Source organism: Acinetobacter sp. IRS14, assembly GCF_034650275.1.
Lineage (GTDB): Bacteria > Pseudomonadota > Gammaproteobacteria > Pseudomonadales > Moraxellaceae > Acinetobacter > Acinetobacter oleivorans.
Genome location: NZ_JAOVFN010000011.1, coordinates 47434 through 64163, shown reverse-complemented (window position 1 = coordinate 64163; position 16730 = coordinate 47434). Strand labels below are relative to the sequence as shown.

Genomic DNA, 16730 nt, shown 5'->3' with positions numbered 1-16730 from the left:
AAAGTCGCTGCTTGTTTACAGCGACTTTTTATAAATTACCAAAAAGTTTCAGTTTGACTAAAAGTTTGTAAAGCTTTGGCAGACCGTTTTTGTAGGTGAGGTTGTTTGGCTTTTACCCAGCCTAATGCAAACCAGAAAGATGAGTCATTTTCGACAACTTTATTGAAAATACCTTCCGCAATAAATAAGTCGTTATATTGACCTAAGGTGTTTTGTACAGGCTGTAGCTGTTTTAAATATTGTTGTACTTTCTTGTCAGGATAAAGACTTGCAATAAACTCAACACAATAACGTAACTGCTTAGCTGTCTTTCGTATTTTGTGCTGTTCAGTCACTTCAAGCTCAGAGAAGTGTTCAGCATTGCTAATCACTTTATGATGTAATTTATCTAAACTCTTTTTAATATGTTTTTTTAACCCACCTGTTTTTTTCTTTGAATCTTCTTCTGAATACGCAAATGCTAATAAATCGAGTAATAGCTTAATCGTGTCCGCAGAGGTAAAGATTGTTGAGAGTTCTTTTGAGGGCTGAACTGAAACGGGTAGTAAAAGCTCAGGTGAACCATGTTGTTGAATGACAGGTAACACCTCGGTACGAATAGCATCTTCATCACGAGTGTCTCCAAGCTTACGGAAAAGCTCCGCAATTTGTTCTTCCCAAATAGGATTTAGCTCGCTTGACCAACCAGAGAAGTGTTTTAGTGCACTGCGTAAACGACGTAAACTTACACGTGCCTGATGAATATGCTCAGGTTCGGCAACACCATCGGCAATTACAGCCATATTTGGTAAGAATTGTCCTAAACAGTTTTCGATAATCTTTTTTAGAGCCTGTTCAGCAGTAATATCTTTATTTAATGTCAGAGCTTTAGCATGTACAGCGGGCGAGGCTGCTTGCCCCAGTGCTAATAAATTACCACGCTCGGCTTTACTTCTTACATCAAGCCAAAGGGCGTAACGATTAATCCATTGCTGTGCAAATTGAATTAGCGTTTTTACTGCGCCTTGTTTGAGTTCAAATTCGACTTCACAAATTATACTTTGTGTATCTGCTGTTTTTACGACGCCGTCATCTAAACAAACTTCAATAACTGTATTATCTGCTTCAAACACATGGTAGGTACGCTGTACATCGGTCTCAAACTGCAAACTTAATTTTTCAGCTTGCGTTCCTAAAACTGTGTTAATTAAATCAGTTACGACTTTATTATCTTTATATAAATCAAGGTTTAAGTCAGGTTCTTGGTCACACACACCTAAATGAATTTCTTCTTCAACACGGTGCAGGTGGCTTTGACCTGCGGCTTTAAATGTTTGTACCCATTGATCATCTTCTTTACGCAAACGTAGAGCCATGCCGTTTTTTGCGAGTAATCGATCAGGGGTATCGTAATACTTTGCCTGTAAGTGAATATATTTCGCTTTATGTTTTTTTAAGTATTGCTGGACAGTTTTTTTCTTCGATTCAGGTAACTGAAACTTTAGTTCGACTTCGACCATAATATATCTCCCTGAATCAGGTATTTAAACTATCTTGAATAAGTATAATAGCTTAGCGCTAAAAGTAATGCTTTTGATAGAGAAAGTTACAATCAAACATATGACGCTAGGTTTTTATTTAGGTGTACAATCAGGTGACGTTTTGATCAAATAAAAATCAGGAAGATGATTGTGAATGCACCAGTAAACTTTAGCCATGAAGCTCAGCCAGAGTTTGAATTGCCGATTAAAAACTATCAGGAATTTTATCGTTTTTATTTAACTGAACACCGTAACATCATGAGCAGACGCTTACATGTGGTGGGTAGCAGTATTGGCATATACTTTTTTTCAAAAGCAATTCGTAAGAAACAGGCCAAATATGTGCTCTATGGTTTGGTGGCGGGTTACGCAAATGCTTGGGTTGGACATTTTGTGTTTGAAAAAAATAAGCCTGCCAGTTTTAAACAACCTTTCTATAGCTTTATTTCTGATTGGCGAATGCTATCTGATGTTGCACGTGGCCGTTTGAGTTTGGTTGATCGCAAGCATGACAAAATACCAAGTTAATTTTACTTTCTATTCTAAATATACCGATTGGTACTGGTAAGCCTATATCAATCGGTACTTATGATGTCCTATAAATCCGTTATACTAGCGAAGTTTTTTAAAGCGAGAGTAGAGTATGCGCGGTTTATATCTCATTACCAATGATGACCCAATCCAATTATTATTAGAAAAATTAGACGCCGCACTCGCAACTCATCAGGTCGCAATTTTACAGTACCGCCGTAAGAAAGTAGAAAAAGCAGACCAACCCGCAGAAGTTGAACAGATCAAACTTTTATGTGAAAAATATCAAGTTCCTTTTGTGATTAATGATGACCTAAAACTGGCCGCTCAGTTTGGATTAGGTGTGCATTTAGGGCAAAGTGACGGTGAAATTACTGATGCAAAATCGCAATTACCAGAAGGCGTCATTATTGGTCGTACTTGTCTAAACTCATTAGAACTCGCCCAAAAAGCAATTGCAGATGGCGCGACTTATATTGCATTTGGTGCAGTCTACGCGACCTCTACAAAACCTGAAGCAGGTAATGTGGGTATTGAAGTGATTAAGCAAGCAGCAGTCCAATATGATTTACCAATTTGCGCGATTGGTGGTTTAATTGTTGAAAACTCAAAACCTGTGATTGAGGCTGGGGCTGACCTCTGTGCAGTCATTAGTGATATATTAGGCCGATCAACTGCTGAAATTCCTGCCCGTGTACAGGCCTGGGCACAATTATTTTCTTAAGCTTTCAAAATTATTTTTTAGATATTTAAGACGAGCATTTCCATGAGTTTATCTCCAAAGCAAGAACAGTTATTTAAACAAGCCAGCAAACACATTCCAGGTGGTGTGAACTCTCCGGTACGTGCCTTTAATGGCGTTGGAGGAACACCTGTTTTCATCGAGAAAGCAAAAGGTGCTTATTTATGGGACGTAGATGGTAAGCGTTATGTTGACTATGTTGGTTCTTGGGGACCAATGATTTTGGGTCATGCTCATCCAGAAATTATTAAAGCAGTACAAACAGCCGCAGAAGATGGTTTAAGTTTTGGTGCGCCAACTGTACATGAAACAACTTTGGCAGATATTATTTGTGAAATCATGCCATCAATTGAATTGGTACGTATGACAAACTCTGGTACAGAAGCAACCATGACTGCTATTCGTTTAGCGCGTGGTTACACTGGCCGTGACAAAATTGTGAAGTTTGAAGGTTGCTACCACGGTCACTCTGACTCACTTCTAGTAAAAGCAGGTTCGGGCTTACTTACTTTAGGTGAAGGTGAACCGACTTCAAAGGGTGTTCCTGTTGATTTTGCTAAACACACTTTAACATTACCTTACAACGATATTGCTGCATTAAAAGAGTGTTTTGCCAAATTTGGTCATGAAATTGCTGGCGTTATTATTGAGCCTGTCGCGGGTAACATGAACATGGTGAAACCAATCGACGGTTTCTTACAAGCTATTCGTGATGTGTGTGATGAATATAAATCTGTATTCATTATTGATGAAGTGATGACAGGTTTCCGTGTTGCTTTAGGTGGTGCTCAATCGGTTTATAACGTTAAACCTGATTTAACAACTTTAGGCAAAATTATTGGTGCTGGTTTACCTGTAGGTGCGTTTGGCGGTAAGCGTGAAATCATGGAGTGTATCGCACCTTTAGGCGGTGTATACCAAGCAGGTACATTGTCTGGAAACCCACTTGCTATGCGTGCTGGTATCGAGATGTTTAAACATTTACGCCAACCAGACTTTTACAGCAATTTATCTGCTCAACTTGAAAAGTTACTTGCAGGCTTACAAGCCGCAGCTAATGAAGCAGGTATTCCATTTAAAACTCAGCAAGCTGGTGCAATGTTTGGTCTTTACTTTACCGACCAAGAAGACATTACAAGCTTTGACTCAATGTTGGCGTGTGATATTGAAGCTTTCAAAAAGTTCTTCCATGGCATGTTAAAGCGTGGGGTAAACTTAGCACCTTCAGCATTTGAAGCAGGCTTTATTTCATCTGCTCACTCTGATGAAGATATCGAATATACGATTCAGGCTGCCAAAGAAACTTTCGCTGAAATGAAGTAAGCAAAAAAGCCCGTGTTAAACGGGCTTTTTAATTTGAGCTATTTTTTACTTGTTGAGAACAATGTTTTATCCCTTACCTCGAAAAATCCAATTAGCAGCAAATACTTCAAATTGGCCTATTGAATCTACACAAAGTATTTTGCTCATGGTTGGGCTAAATGAACTTGAGAAATCACCTGACTGGGCGAACCAGCCATTAGCCGATCATTTAGAATTACTAAGTAAAAGAGCACAGGCACTCGAAATTCCAGTTATTTTTATTGATGCATCTCAGCTTCAACAAACCATGTTGCAGTTAGGGCAGCGACTGTCGTCAAATGCTAAAGCCCAAGTTGTGATGGCTGGTGATTTGTCACCTCTGTTTAAACAAGTCATGCAGCTTGTTTTATCTATTACCGATTATGTAGCTATTGTAAATGATGCGATGTTGGCGGCTAATCTAGAGCAGCACATTCAATGGGTTGAAAAGATTAGTTTTGACCATATAAAACACTTAAATACACAGACCTTAATGCGCCTATGGTCTTTAAGTGCGCCGTCTGAATATATTTTGTCGGATAAAGGAATCTTATTGGCAATTGCTGAACAGGTGGGGCGACACCCCATGGAGATTCACCCGGAAATAGATTTACGAAACTACGGATTAGATCAGTCTGCTGTGGATTATCTGGTCGAACTTTGGCGTGCAAATGGTGCGAGCTTGAGCGCTGAAGAATTAATGCAAGCACCGATATTGCAGCATATTATGCAGTTATTGAAGCCTTGACTAACTATAGACTCTAAGTGATCCATAATATTTGCAAATTATGCTGTTAATTTACCCGAACGGCATTGTAATTCGGACGTAAGCTTTTTATTATTGCCCGCTTGTTTTTCATCTTGCCTTGGGAATACAACTTTGAGTGATTTTCTAAGTGAACATCTGATCTATCGTGATGATGATTTTATGGTGATTCATAAACCTTCGGACATCTTGAGTGTTCCTGGTAAAGGTGATTTACATGATAGTGTTTTGACAAGGTTGGTTGCAATTGAACCTAAAACTTTGCTCATTCATCGTCTAGACCGAGATACTTCAGGTATTTTAGTATTTGGTTTATCAAAGCGCGGTCAAAGTGGGATTGCGCGTCAATTTCAAGATCGTCAGACTTCAAAAATATATGAAGCGCTTGTCGCAGGTCATTTAGAGGGTGAGGGGACTGTAGATATTCCTGTCATCTATGATCCAAGCCGACCACCTTTACATATTGTCGACGCTTCTCACAACAAACCTGCTTTAACACATTGGCAGGCAATAGAACATTTTCAGATTCAGGGACAGCCTGTAACTCGTGTGAAATTAACACCAATTACAGGCCGATCCCATCAACTCCGTGTACACATGCAATATCTTGGGCATCCAATTGTAGGTGACACGCTGTATGCAACACCGGAGCAGCAACTTGTTCCGCGTTTGTGTTTGCATGCCAAACAGTTAAGTTTTAATCATCCTGTAACAGCAGAAATATTAACTTTTGACTGTCCTGTACCGTTTTAATGTAAAAAATTTAATGCGTGATTTTTTGTAGCAAAGTCATTTAATTGGTTTTTGCTTCAAAATTTTGCTTTAAAGACTACATAAAAAGATGCAAAAATAAGCTAATTTGCATCGTACAATATGTAGTGCGAACTTGAGAGAAAGGTGGAAAAATTGCAGCAGTATGCTATTGGTCAACGTTGGCTATCAGACACAGAAACTGAACTCGGTTTAGGTGTGCTTATTGATGTAGATGAAAGATCTGTCAGCATTTTATTCCCCAAAAGTGATGAGACACGTGTCTATGCACGTAACAATGCTCCACTATCTCGTATCATCTTTAACACCAATGATGAAGTTCAAGATCAAGAAGGCAAGAAATGGATTGTTGAGTCTGTTGAAGACCGACATGGTGTTTTGCGTTACAACGTTGTTCGTACCTTAGAAAATGGCGAACAAGATCGTAAAGCGCTGAATGAAACACGTATCGGTGCGCAAATTCAGTTATCGAAGCCTTTAGATCGTTTGCTTGCAAGTCAGGTTGACTATAAAGAGTGGTATGACCTGCGTATTGAAGCGATGCTTATGCAAGCACAAATGCAGAATAGCCCTCTACGTGGTATGGTTGGGGCGCGCGTTGGTTTGATCCCTCATCAGCTTTATATCGCACATGAAGTTGGTAAACGTTTTGCACCTCGTGTTTTACTTGCCGATGAAGTGGGCTTGGGTAAAACAATTGAAGCTGGCTTAATTATCCACCAACAGCTTAAAACCGGTCGCTCTGAACGAATTCTTATTTTAGTCCCTGATTCTTTACAGTATCAGTGGATGATTGAAATGCGCCGTCGTTTTAACTTGCAGTTCTCTCTGTTTGACTTAACACGTACCGCATCTATTAAAGAACATGATCCAGAACTTAACCCGTTCTTGACTGAGCAATGCATTATTGCCAGCGTTGACTTAATGGTTGACCATGATGATTTACGTGAGCAAGCAATAGAAGCTGGCTTTGATTTGCTCGTGGTCGATGAAGCACATCATTTGATGTGGAGCGAAGAAGAAGGCGGTAATGATCGCTACGATTTAATTGAAGAGCTCGCTGAAAATACCGCTGGGGTGTTATTGCTTACCGCAACACCTGAACAGCTTGGTGTGGAAAGTCATTTCGCACGTTTACGTTTACTTGATCCGCAGCGTTTTAGCAGTTTAGAGCGCTTCTTAGATGAAGAAACTCAATACCAGCAGACTGCAAAAATTGCTGAAGTACTCATGTCTGATCAGCCTTTAGATCCAGAGCATTTATCTGCTTTAGAAGGCTTATTAGGTCATAGTATTGAAGACCAGCCGGACCAACGCTTTAGAGCAATTCACGAATTATTAGACCGTCACGGTACAGGTCGTATTTTATTCCGTAATACGCGTGAAGCAATTCAAGGCTTCCCAGGGCGTGATTGTCAGCCAGCACCATTACCAGCACCAGAAGATTGGTCAAAAGATGGGAAACTGCGTGAGCAAATGTGGCCAGAAGAAGCACAACTTGATGGTTCATGGATGCAAAATGACCCACGTGTGCTATGGGTAATGGAAATTCTGCGCAAAGATCTCAAGCATAAAAAAGTGCTTTTAATTGCGCGTAGTGGACCAGTTGTTGAAGCTCTAGAAAATGTATTGCGTTTGCATGCAGGCATTCGTACTGCAATGTTCCATGAAGGCATGAGCTTACTTGAACGTGACCAAGCGGCTGCCTATTTTGCTGAAGAAAGCTATGGTGCACAAATTCTACTGTGTTCAGAAATTGGTTCGGAAGGCCGTAATTTCCAATTTGCCAGTGATCTAATTTTATTTGATCTGCCAGCTAATCCAGATGTTTTAGAGCAACGTATCGGACGTCTAGACCGTATTGGTCAAGAAAACCGTATTCAGATTCATGTGCCATATCTTGTAGGAACAGCTCAAGAGCGTATGTTCCGTTGGTACAATGAAGCACTTAATATTTTCAGTAATATTTCTCCAACAGCGCAAACGCTGCAAGAGAATTTTATTGTTGAATTAAAAGACTGTTTGCTTGCAGACCAAGGTCAAACATTTGAAGATTTGCTTGAAGAAGTGAATGTTCAACGTCAAGCTTTAGAAGCTGAACTTCAAGCGGGCCGAGATCGTTTACTTGAATATAACTCATGTCGTCCTATCGTGGCGCAAGAGATTGTTCAGGCTTTAGAAGATTATGATGACAATACAACGCTACCAATGTTTGTGAAGCGTTTCATGTCTTCAACTAATATCGACTTTGATGAGCAAAGTAACGGTACTGTAATTATTCGTCCAACAGACCAAATGCAAGTGCAAGGTTTGGCGCTAGACGAAGAAGGCATGACCGCTACTTTCTATCGCGATCAGGCTCAGCTTCGTGAAGATGCTCAATATTTAACTTTAGAGCATCCATTCATTGAAAGTGTGATGGAAATGATTCGTACGCAATCATTTGGTAGTACCAATGTTGCTGTACTCAAATCTAATGCGTTAAAGCAGGGTTCGGTATTAATTGAAGTGTGGTTTAAAGTCGATGTAGTTGCGCCTAAGGCGTTGAACTTACCATCGAGCTTGCCTAAGCAGCTTATTCGTGTGCTATTAAGCGAAACTGGTCAAGATTTATCTGAAAAAATTGATCCAGCAATTTTGAAACCATATTTACATCACTTAGATGGCAATAGCTGTCGTCAGGTGGTTAAAGCTCGCCGTGATATCATTGAGCAACGTTATAAACAAGCGTTGGATATCGCGAAAGTTGATTTGCCACAGCTTCAGCAGCAAGCAAAAGAACACTATGGTAATAAATGGCAATATGAAATTGACCGTTTAACTTATCTAAAACAGTTTAATCCAAGTATTCGTCAAGATGAAATTGAACGTTTACAAAAGCTGCAAAAAGAAGGCTTGAGCTTGCTTGATGGTTTAACTGTTACACCAGAAGCAATTCAAGTATTAGTTGTGGTTAAGCCATAATTAACTCAAACTAAAAAAAGCGCCTAGAGGGCGCTTTTTTTATACATCGATTTTGAATTAGATGAGACCAGCATCTTTTAGTTCTAATTTTAAATATGCATAGAAAATTGGAGCTGCGATTAAACCACCTAAGCCAAAAATTGACTCAAATACCAGCATTGCTAATAAAATCTCCCATGCATTTGCATTGATTTTATGCCCAATAATTTTAGCATTAATAAAATATTCAAGTTTATGAACAAGAACGAGATAAAGTAATGCTGCACCTGCGAGTCCGAGTGAAACAGTAAGAGCAGCAATGAACGTCAATGTATTGGAAATAAGATTACCTAAAATTGGAATCAATCCAAACATGAAGGTCAAAATAGTAAGCGTTTTGGCAAAAGGAAGGTGCACTCCCCAAAGCGGTAATAAAACAAATGCAAATAAAATAAAGAGCAGCGTATTAATTGCTGAAATTTTTATCTGTGCAAAAACAACATTTTTAAATGAAATTGATAGTTTCTGAATACGTTGGATCAGAAGAGATTTAAAAACAGGTTGGGGGGTACGGCGGTGAAAACCATGTATAGCCACCAAAATACCGATAATGAGACCCATAACCATCGTCACGAAGTTATGCAAAATATCGGAGCTGGTATTTTTTAATATGGTCACGTTATCTTTCATAAACGCGAAAATTTCATCTTTTAATTCTGTCACGCTATCGGGAATATAACCCGGAAGATATTTGCTAATTTCAGCTTGTAAATGCAACAGGGTTTGATCGACTTTGCTGTTGATATTATGGATGCCTACACCTTTTAAATCGTGAACCACAAAGCTAATTAAACTTGTAAAGAAAAAGGCGATCAGTGAAATCGTAATAATACTTAATAAAATACTAATAAAAATGCGGGCTCTTTGACCATCAATATAACGTTCAACAACCGAGCTTAAGCTAATAATAATTTCATAAATAAGAAAGCCTGCAAAAAAACTTGCTAATAGATGTAATGGGATAACCGAAAGCAAAAAGATGCCCATAAGAATGTAGCTTGCAATCAGACTTTGACGATTATTCAAATTTTGCATGTTGATCCCTGAGATCGTTGGGAATATAGAGGAAAGAGCAAATGGAATAATTATTTATACTCTCGCAAGCTATTCGCTTCAATCGGTGAATTATATTTTTATTGGAAAATAGAGGAGTTAGATGTAAAAATGGCCTGTTTATTAACAAGCCATTCATTAGACAATTTTAACGAATTTCTGCTTCATCCAAATGCCGAGCACCTTCTAAAATCATTCGAATCATAATCATCGTTTGCTCAGCAACTTCTGCACGTTGATGAATTGGAAGATCAATCACTTTAGCGCCCATGTGAAACACAAGTTGCGTAATTGCTTTTGCAACAAGATCAGGGTGGTATAAGTGGTTATTATTTAAGTGCTCTAGACGAATTAAATCTTCTTGTAGTTCTTGCTGGAAGAAGTTTAATTGACGATCAACCGCTGCTTTATAAGAAGTAGAACCTGTAAAACCTTCGCGTAGTAATAAGCTTAAATTACCTTCATCGGCATCGAGCTGCTGAAGAAAAATATCGACAGAACTGCGAATAATACTTTCTTGTAAGGAAGCACGTAGGCGAGCCTGCCGGATAATTTTACGTAAGACGATACCTGCACGGTCAATTAAAGAAATTGCTAACTCATCAATATCTTTAAAGTGTCGATAGAAACTATTTGGCGCAATGCCAGCTTCTCGTGCTACTTCACGTAAACTTAATGAAGCAATACTCTTTTGTGGGCCAATCAGATTTAGAGCAGCCTGAAAAAGTTCTTCTTTAGTAATTGTCGCTTTTCTTCCCACAGAACGCGTAGCTGTTTTAATTTCAATGACATCTTGTTGTTGAGGTGTGTCATTCAGGTTCTGAGAAAGTGAAGATTGGGTCATGCTGTTCAATATATTTGTAAACTCTCAGGATTATAGCCTTAGAAGCTGAACTTGTGAAATTGTAATTAAAAGTACGGGTGTATATACAAATATATATACATGTGTATAATAATTAAAAAAGAGCGACAGAGCGTCCATCTATGCAAGTAATCGAAAAGAGAAATTCTCTATTCAATTCATTGACACAAGCCATCTTTGATAAAGAAATGGCTAACTTCTGGCTACAAAAAGTTAATCCTTTATGGTCAGTAAAACATGGGCTTGTTCAAATTGTAAAAAAAGAATTTGTCGCTCATGACATGGTGAGTCTTACATTAAAATGTAACCGTTTAGTGAAAGTAGGTGTTGCTGGTCAGCATCATCCTGTCATTGTTGAAATTGCTGGTCGTCGTTATGAACGTACTTATAGTTTGACGCAAATTGATGAACAACATTTACGTTTAACGATTAAAAAAGTGGCTGATGGTATTGTCAGCAACTGGTTTATGACTGAAAGCCAAATTGGTGATGTTTTTGAGCTTGGTCAGCCTTATGGTGACATGCAACAAAACATCAAAACACCGAAATTAATTATGCTAGCTGCAGGTAGTGGTATTACCCCAATGTTGAGCTTAATCACTGCAATTAAACAAAGCCAGCAGTTAGATAAAGTTCAAGTACAGCTTTTATATTGGGTAAAGCAACGCTCAGATGCAGCTTTTGTTGAATACTTTGAAAAAGTTGCAGAGCAATTCCCAAATTTTAGTTATCAGGTTTTCTATACACAAGAAACACCAAATGATGAACGTTTAAATGCAGAGCATTTAGCATTAGTCGACGATTTGGAAAACAGCACCATATATGCATGTGGACCTTCTGGTTTCGTTTCAACAGTGGAACAGCTTTTTGAAAAAGCACCGACTGTATTAACAGAAGCTTTTAGCTTAACGCGTGATAGTACGGCTGAAGTTGGTTATGTAAATGTCACATTAACCCAGTCTAATAAGGTTATTGCAATTCCAAAAGGCGAATCAATTTTGGTGAGTCTTGAACATGAAGGCCTTAAGCCAACACATGGCTGCCGTATGGGAATTTGTAATAAGTGCGTTTGTAATAAAGCTCAAGGTTCTACACGTAACTTACTCAACGGTAGTGAAAATACCGAACCAAGCCAATTACTCAAAATTTGTGTGAACTCAGCACAATCTGATCTAGTTATTGATCTTTAAGAGAGAACTTTTATGAATATGCCAGTGAAAGTCGAATATTTTAAAAATCCTAAAAATCGCGATTTGACTCCAGCAGAACTTGACGCATTTGCAAAAGAGCTTGATCAGATCAAACAAGAAGTATTGGATGATTTGGGTGAAAAAGACGCTAAATATATCCGCCGTGTCTATGCAGCAGTTCGCTACAGTAGTTTTTTAGGCCGAGCTTGTTTATTTGCAGGTTGGTTCCCACCAGCATGGATTTTAGGAACAGGTCTACTAGGCTTTTCTAAAATTATGGAAAACATGGAACTTGGGCATAACGTGATGCATGGCCAATACGACTGGATGAACGATCCTAAATTTAATGGTCAAACCTACGAATGGGATACGGTCGGTACTTCTGATAACTGGCGCCAAACGCATAACTATAAACATCACACATATACCAACATTAAAGGTATCGATGATGATATTGGTTATGGTTTACTTCGCTTATTCCCAGAGCAACGTTGGAAGCCTGGTTTCTTGCTTCAACCCGTTTATAGCATTCCATTTTGCTTATTGTTCCAATGGGGCGTAGCGATTCAAAACCTTGAAATTGGTCGAGTTCTTTACAAGCGTAAGAGCATGGCTAAATTCTTGGAAGAATTAAAACCAGTAAATAAAAAGATTGGTACTCAGCTTTTCAAAGATTACGTTTTTTTCCCATTAATTGCAGGGCCAGCGGCATTACCTGTATTGACAGGAAACTTGGTTGCGAATGGTCTTCGTAATATCTGGACGTTTACGATTATTTTCTGTGGTCACTTTACTAAAGATGCAGAAGTATTTCCAAAGTCTGTTTTACAGGAAGAAAGCCGTGGTCACTGGTATATGCGCCAGATTCGTGGTTCTTCAAACTTAAAAGGTTCAGAAGCATTACACATCTTAAGCGGACATTTGAGTCATCAGATCGAGCATCATTTATATCCTGATGTTCCTGCGCGCCGTTATCGCCAAATGGCTCCAAAAGTTGAAGCTGTATGTAAAAAGTATGGTCTAAATTACAATAATGCAAGTTTGGCTAAACAGTTTGGACAGGTTGTGGGTCGTATCTTTAAATATGCTTTACCCTTTAAAAAATAATCAAGAAAAGCCCTGATCAGTTCAGGGCTTTTTTATTACTTCTTTTTAGAAATCCACATGGTAATTGTCGCTTGAAAGACTTTTTCTTTCTGGGAATCATAGACTTCTACATTTACTAAATATTCGCCAGCTTTATCCCAGTCATAATTTTTTTCTACAGGCGTTGCAACTGCAATTAAGTCTGTTTCTGCCTTTTTTAAATATTCGACAGTCATACCTTTGGGAATCCAGCGATGGGTAGAAGGTACAGTGACTTCGGTCATTGTTCCACCTGCAAGCTCGGCCATATTACACATCGCAATCGCATGAATTGTTCCAATATGATTGAGAACAGAACGCTTTTTCTTAATGGCTATTTCACAATGATTCGGTTTTAACTCAATAAATAGCGGCGAAATACTGCCGAAATAAGGTGCTTTTAAACATAGCATGCGTGAGAAAGTCCATTTTCCTTTCGGAAAAGTAGACACTCTGTTCCAAAGTTCTAAAGTGGTTGCCATGATTTAAAGCTCCATATTAATAAAAACAGAATTATATTCTTTAACAGAATATAATTCTGTTTACAAAAGTGAGTCAAGTCATTCAGAATATCTCCGATAACTGGTTAGGGAACAAACAATGCAATCTGCGCAAGAGTTATTAGAACTGTTATATCCAGGCAGAAGGGCTGCTTTAAAAAGACAGATTTTATTAGATGCCTTGTCTTGTTTCTTAGAAAATGGAATTGAAACCACTAGCATTGAAATGATTCGTTCGAAATCTGACAGCAGTGTAGGGGCTATTTATCACCACTTTAAAAATAAAGAAGGGATTGTTGCGACTTTATTCTTTGCAGCTTTAGATGACCAAGCGGCATTAAGAGATGAATATTTGGAGGGTACAAAATCTCTTCAAGAGGTTTTATATGCTTTTATTCATAGCTATGTTGATTGGGTTAGTGGACAACCTGAGTTCGCTAAATTTTTAATATCTGCTCGTTTTAGTGTGATGCAAGGGGAAGATCAGGAACGTCTTGTTCAGAAAAATAAATTAAGAAATCAAAAGATCTTTAGCGAAATTTCAAAATATGCTGAGGCTGAGTTTTTAAAATTTATACCGCATGAGTTATTACTTTCATTAGTCATTGGATCTACTGAGAACTATTGCCGTGCGTGGTTATCACAACGTGTTCCTTCAAATCCTAAAGTTTATAAAGATATTTTGGCGAAAGCTGCTTGGGATTCTTTGCAAAATTTGAGTTAAATATTTTGATTCATACATAAAAAAGCCGCATATTTCATGCGGCTTTTTAGAGAAAGAAATTATTTAAATTGAATTGAACCGTTTGCATTCACAGTAATTTTAGACTCACCAGCTGCCATGTCTTGAGCTGGTGCAGCTTCAGCCATAGCAAACTTAGCCATACTCGCTCTCATTACAGGCTGAGGGAAATAGTTGTTGGTATTTAAGTTTAAGTTAACGAGCGTGTATTGGCTTTTATTCCATGCTTGAGTCAACATTTGAGCACGTTGTTGAAAGTTTTTAGATGCTTCAACCATCAAATCATTTTCAACTTTTTTACGTTGCTCATCTGAAACCGTAAAATTAATCGATTGAGTTTGGAAGCTTTGTTGCAATTCATTGACTAACTGGCTTGCTGCTTTAAAGTCTTTACTTTCAAGACGAATTTCAGCACGGCCACGCCATTCTTTTAGCTTATTACTATCGTTATCGTAAATTGGATAAGTGCTTTGAGCACCAGTTTCCACTTTTACTTGCGGATATTTACGAGAAACGGCAAGTGCCTGATTCATTAATTGATTAATCTGATTTGAAAGTTCGGCTGGTTGCTTGTTACTTTTTTCAATATATAAAGTTGCGTGCATTTCATCATTAGAAACTTGACGAGAAGCTTCAGCTTGTACATTCACTATATTATAGTTCAAAGCATTATCATCCTGAGCAAAAACGAAAGGGCTGAGGAGAGAACCTAAAAGAAGGGTTGAGACAGCTAAAGTACGCATAATTTTTTCCTTTAAAAATTAATATAAATTTAATTTTTTTCATTAAGAAATGTTAAACATAAGTTATGCATAACTTTTGCAGATTTTGTGGCGTATTTGTAATATTTAGATCAGTTTTTTAAATTTTGGTAAATATAAAGTATTTTAAAAATAAATACTTAAAAACAAAGTGTGTCAATGTAACTTAAAAAATCAAAGTAATATAAAAAAAGAATATTTTCTTTAGGTTGTCACATAGTATGATGATAATTCATCTTAACTATTGGGATGATACATTTTTTCAATAAGATTAGATGAGTAAAGTACATAAAAGACGTTTTTTTTCTTGTAAAATTAGGTATCATCGCGCTCCTAGTTACAAGATATAAAATAAGTGTCTTTACTAGTTCTATAAAGCACCGAGTCAAAGGACCAAAAGTCACCAGACTTATTTCTTTCTACCCCTATCAGAGATGGTAATCCGATATGAGCGTTACTTCCGTTAACCCTGCCACTAATGCTACTAACGAATATTATTTGACTCGCCAAAGTCAAATGGAATCAAATGTTCGTAGCTATCCACGTAAATTACCGTTAGCGATAGCGAAAGCACAAGGATGCTGGGTTACTGATGTTGAAGGTACAGAGTACCTTGATTGTTTAGCTGGGGCAGGTACATTGGCTTTAGGTCATAATCATCCTGCGGTGATTCAAAGTATTCAAGATACATTGGCAAGTGGTTTGCCATTGCATACTTTAGACTTAACCACACCTTTAAAAGATGCATTCACTGAAGCATTGTTAGCATATTTACCTGGTGGTAAAGAAGAATACTGCTTGCAGTTCTGTGGTCCTGCTGGTGCAGACGCAACTGAAGCAGCAATTAAACTTGCTAAGACTTACACTGGCCGTAGTTCAGTGATCAGTTTCTCTGGCGGTTATCATGGTATGACCCATGGTGCACTTGCTATGACTGGTAACTTAAGTGCAAAAAATGCGGTTAACGGTTTAATGCCAGGCGTACAATTCATGCCATATCCGCATGAATACCGCTGCCCACTTGGTTTAGGTGGTGAAGCTGGTGTTGACGCTTTAACTTACTTCTTCGAAAACTTTATCGAAGATGTTGAAAGCGGTGTAACAAAACCGGCTGCTGTTATTCTTGAAGCAATTCAAGGTGAAGGCGGCGTAGTTACAGCTCCAGTAAAATGGTTGCAAAAAATCCGTGAAGTGACTGAAAAGCACAACATCGTTTTAATTTTAGACGAAGTTCAAGCTGGCTTTGCACGTTCAGGCAAAATGTTTGCATTTGAACATGCAGGTATTGAACCTGATGTTGTTGTAATGTCTAAAGCAGTAGGTGGTGGTTTACCACTTGCAGTATTAGGTATTAAACGTAAATTTGATGCTTGGCAGCCTGCTGGTCACACTGGTACTTTCCGTGGTAACCAACTTGCTATGGGTACAGGCCTTGTCGTATTAAAAACGATTACTGAACAAAATCTTGCACAAAATGCGCAAGAACGTGGTGATTATCTACAAGCTGAATTTAAAAAATTAGCTCAAGAATTCCCATGTATCGGTAACGTACGTGGTCGCGGTTTAATGATCGGTGTTGAGATTGTTGACGAGCGTAAACAAACTGACCGTATTGGTTCGCTTCCTGCGGATTCACAATTAGCTGCTGCAATTCAAACTGCTTGTTTCAACAATAAACTATTGCTTGAAAAAGGCGGCCGTAACGGTACAGTAATTCGTTTACTTTGCCCGCTTATCATCACTCAAGAAGAGTGTGTTGAAGTAGTTGCTCGCTTTAAGAAAGCAATTGCAGAAGCATTGGTTGCAGTACGAGGCGCATAAGT

General features: G+C 38.3%; 15 protein-coding genes. 10 read left to right on the top strand and 5 right to left on the bottom strand.

The features are described 5' to 3' along the window. Positions 1-35 precede the first annotated feature (35 nt). Positions 36-1499 (bottom strand): CYTH and CHAD domain-containing protein, encoded by a 1464-nt coding sequence (locus tag ODQ17_RS19190; RefSeq protein WP_336624782.1) that lies wholly within the window; start codon positions 1497-1499, stop codon positions 36-38. A gap of 165 nt (positions 1500-1664) precedes the next feature. Here ODQ17_RS19190 and ODQ17_RS11830 point away from each other — a divergent pair, with 165 nt between their 5' ends. From ODQ17_RS11830 to rapA, 6 genes are all read left to right on the top strand, one after another. Next, positions 1665-2048: a DUF962 domain-containing protein gene (locus ODQ17_RS11830; protein WP_151766888.1), complete on the top strand. Its 384-nt coding sequence runs from the start codon at positions 1665-1667 to the stop codon at positions 2046-2048. A 115-nt stretch (positions 2049-2163) separates the two neighbouring features. Continuing rightward, entirely contained in the window at positions 2164-2775 is a 612-nt protein-coding gene (gene thiE, locus ODQ17_RS11825) for a thiamine phosphate synthase (protein ID WP_322903805.1), read from the top strand. Between the two features lie 42 nt (positions 2776-2817). Further along, entirely contained in the window at positions 2818-4116 is a 1299-nt protein-coding gene (gene hemL, locus ODQ17_RS11820; RefSeq protein ID WP_013197129.1) for a glutamate-1-semialdehyde 2,1-aminomutase, read from the top strand. Between the two features lie 61 nt (positions 4117-4177). After that, entirely contained in the window at positions 4178-4882 is a 705-nt protein-coding gene (locus ODQ17_RS11815) for an acyl carrier protein (protein ID WP_322903802.1), read from the top strand. 132 nt (positions 4883-5014) lie between these two features. Beyond that, positions 5015-5653, top strand: a complete 639-nt coding sequence (locus ODQ17_RS11810; RefSeq protein WP_322903800.1) for an RluA family pseudouridine synthase — start codon at positions 5015-5017, stop codon at positions 5651-5653. Between the two features lie 144 nt (positions 5654-5797). Then, positions 5798-8635 (top strand): RNA polymerase-associated protein RapA, encoded by a 2838-nt coding sequence (gene rapA / locus ODQ17_RS11805; RefSeq protein WP_322903798.1) that lies wholly within the window; start codon positions 5798-5800, stop codon positions 8633-8635. A 57-nt stretch (positions 8636-8692) separates the two neighbouring features. On the opposite strand, the gene ODQ17_RS11800 is transcribed toward rapA, so the two are convergent. Then, positions 8693-9709, bottom strand: coding sequence for an AI-2E family transporter (locus ODQ17_RS11800; protein ID WP_004790840.1), 1017 nt, complete (start codon positions 9707-9709; stop codon positions 8693-8695). Between the two features lie 166 nt (positions 9710-9875). Beyond that, entirely contained in the window at positions 9876-10571 is a 696-nt protein-coding gene (gene fabR / locus ODQ17_RS11795; protein ID WP_107882831.1) for an HTH-type transcriptional repressor FabR, read from the bottom strand. A 140-nt stretch (positions 10572-10711) separates the two neighbouring features. On the opposite strand from fabR, the gene ODQ17_RS11790 reads away from it, so the two are divergent. Then, complete coding sequence (locus ODQ17_RS11790; protein ID WP_322903795.1) at positions 10712-11779, top strand: ferredoxin reductase; 1068 nt, start codon at positions 10712-10714, stop codon at positions 11777-11779. Positions 11780-11791: 12 nt separating this feature from the next. Further along, a complete protein-coding gene (locus ODQ17_RS11785; protein ID WP_004790847.1) occupies positions 11792-12886 on the top strand; it encodes a fatty acid desaturase family protein in 1095 nt (364 codons plus the stop codon). 35 nt (positions 12887-12921) lie between these two features. On the opposite strand, the gene ODQ17_RS11780 is transcribed toward ODQ17_RS11785, so the two are convergent. After that, entirely contained in the window at positions 12922-13386 is a 465-nt protein-coding gene (locus ODQ17_RS11780; RefSeq protein WP_322903793.1) for a hotdog fold domain-containing protein, read from the bottom strand. 118 nt (positions 13387-13504) lie between these two features. On the opposite strand from ODQ17_RS11780, the gene ODQ17_RS11775 reads away from it, so the two are divergent. Beyond that, complete coding sequence (locus tag ODQ17_RS11775) at positions 13505-14128, top strand: TetR/AcrR family transcriptional regulator (protein ID WP_322903791.1); 624 nt, start codon at positions 13505-13507, stop codon at positions 14126-14128. A 59-nt stretch (positions 14129-14187) separates the two neighbouring features. On the opposite strand, the gene ODQ17_RS11770 is transcribed toward ODQ17_RS11775, so the two are convergent. Next, a complete protein-coding gene (locus tag ODQ17_RS11770) occupies positions 14188-14889 on the bottom strand; it encodes an SIMPL domain-containing protein (RefSeq protein ID WP_049837209.1) in 702 nt (233 codons plus the stop codon). A gap of 465 nt (positions 14890-15354) precedes the next feature. Here ODQ17_RS11770 and ODQ17_RS11765 point away from each other — a divergent pair, with 465 nt between their 5' ends. After that, positions 15355-16728 (top strand): diaminobutyrate--2-oxoglutarate transaminase, encoded by a 1374-nt coding sequence (locus ODQ17_RS11765; protein WP_322903789.1) that lies wholly within the window; start codon positions 15355-15357, stop codon positions 16726-16728. Positions 16729-16730 lie beyond the last annotated feature (2 nt).

Excerpts from the sequence above, each read along its gene's own strand:
- ODQ17_RS19190 (WP_336624782.1), bottom strand. The coding sequence starts at position 1,499 with ATGGTCGAAGTCGAACTAAAGTTTCAGTTACCTGAATCGAAGAAAAAA.
- ODQ17_RS11830 (WP_151766888.1), top strand. The coding sequence starts at position 1,665 with ATGATTGTGAATGCACCAGTAAACTTTAGCCATGAAGCTCAGCCAGAG.
- thiE (WP_322903805.1), top strand. The coding sequence starts at position 2,164 with ATGCGCGGTTTATATCTCATTACCAATGATGACCCAATCCAATTATTA.
- hemL (WP_013197129.1), top strand. The coding sequence starts at position 2,818 with ATGAGTTTATCTCCAAAGCAAGAACAGTTATTTAAACAAGCCAGCAAA.
- ODQ17_RS11815 (WP_322903802.1), top strand. The coding sequence starts at position 4,178 with ATGTTTTATCCCTTACCTCGAAAAATCCAATTAGCAGCAAATACTTCA.
- ODQ17_RS11800 (WP_004790840.1), bottom strand. The coding sequence starts at position 9,709 with ATGCAAAATTTGAATAATCGTCAAAGTCTGATTGCAAGCTACATTCTT.
- fabR (WP_107882831.1), bottom strand. The coding sequence starts at position 10,571 with ATGACCCAATCTTCACTTTCTCAGAACCTGAATGACACACCTCAACAA.
- ODQ17_RS11790 (WP_322903795.1), top strand. The coding sequence starts at position 10,712 with ATGCAAGTAATCGAAAAGAGAAATTCTCTATTCAATTCATTGACACAA.
- ODQ17_RS11785 (WP_004790847.1), top strand. The coding sequence starts at position 11,792 with ATGAATATGCCAGTGAAAGTCGAATATTTTAAAAATCCTAAAAATCGC.
- ODQ17_RS11780 (WP_322903793.1), bottom strand. The coding sequence starts at position 13,386 with ATGGCAACCACTTTAGAACTTTGGAACAGAGTGTCTACTTTTCCGAAA.
- ODQ17_RS11775 (WP_322903791.1), top strand. The coding sequence starts at position 13,505 with ATGCAATCTGCGCAAGAGTTATTAGAACTGTTATATCCAGGCAGAAGG.
- ODQ17_RS11770 (WP_049837209.1), bottom strand. The coding sequence starts at position 14,889 with ATGCGTACTTTAGCTGTCTCAACCCTTCTTTTAGGTTCTCTCCTCAGC.
- ODQ17_RS11765 (WP_322903789.1), top strand. The coding sequence starts at position 15,355 with ATGAGCGTTACTTCCGTTAACCCTGCCACTAATGCTACTAACGAATAT.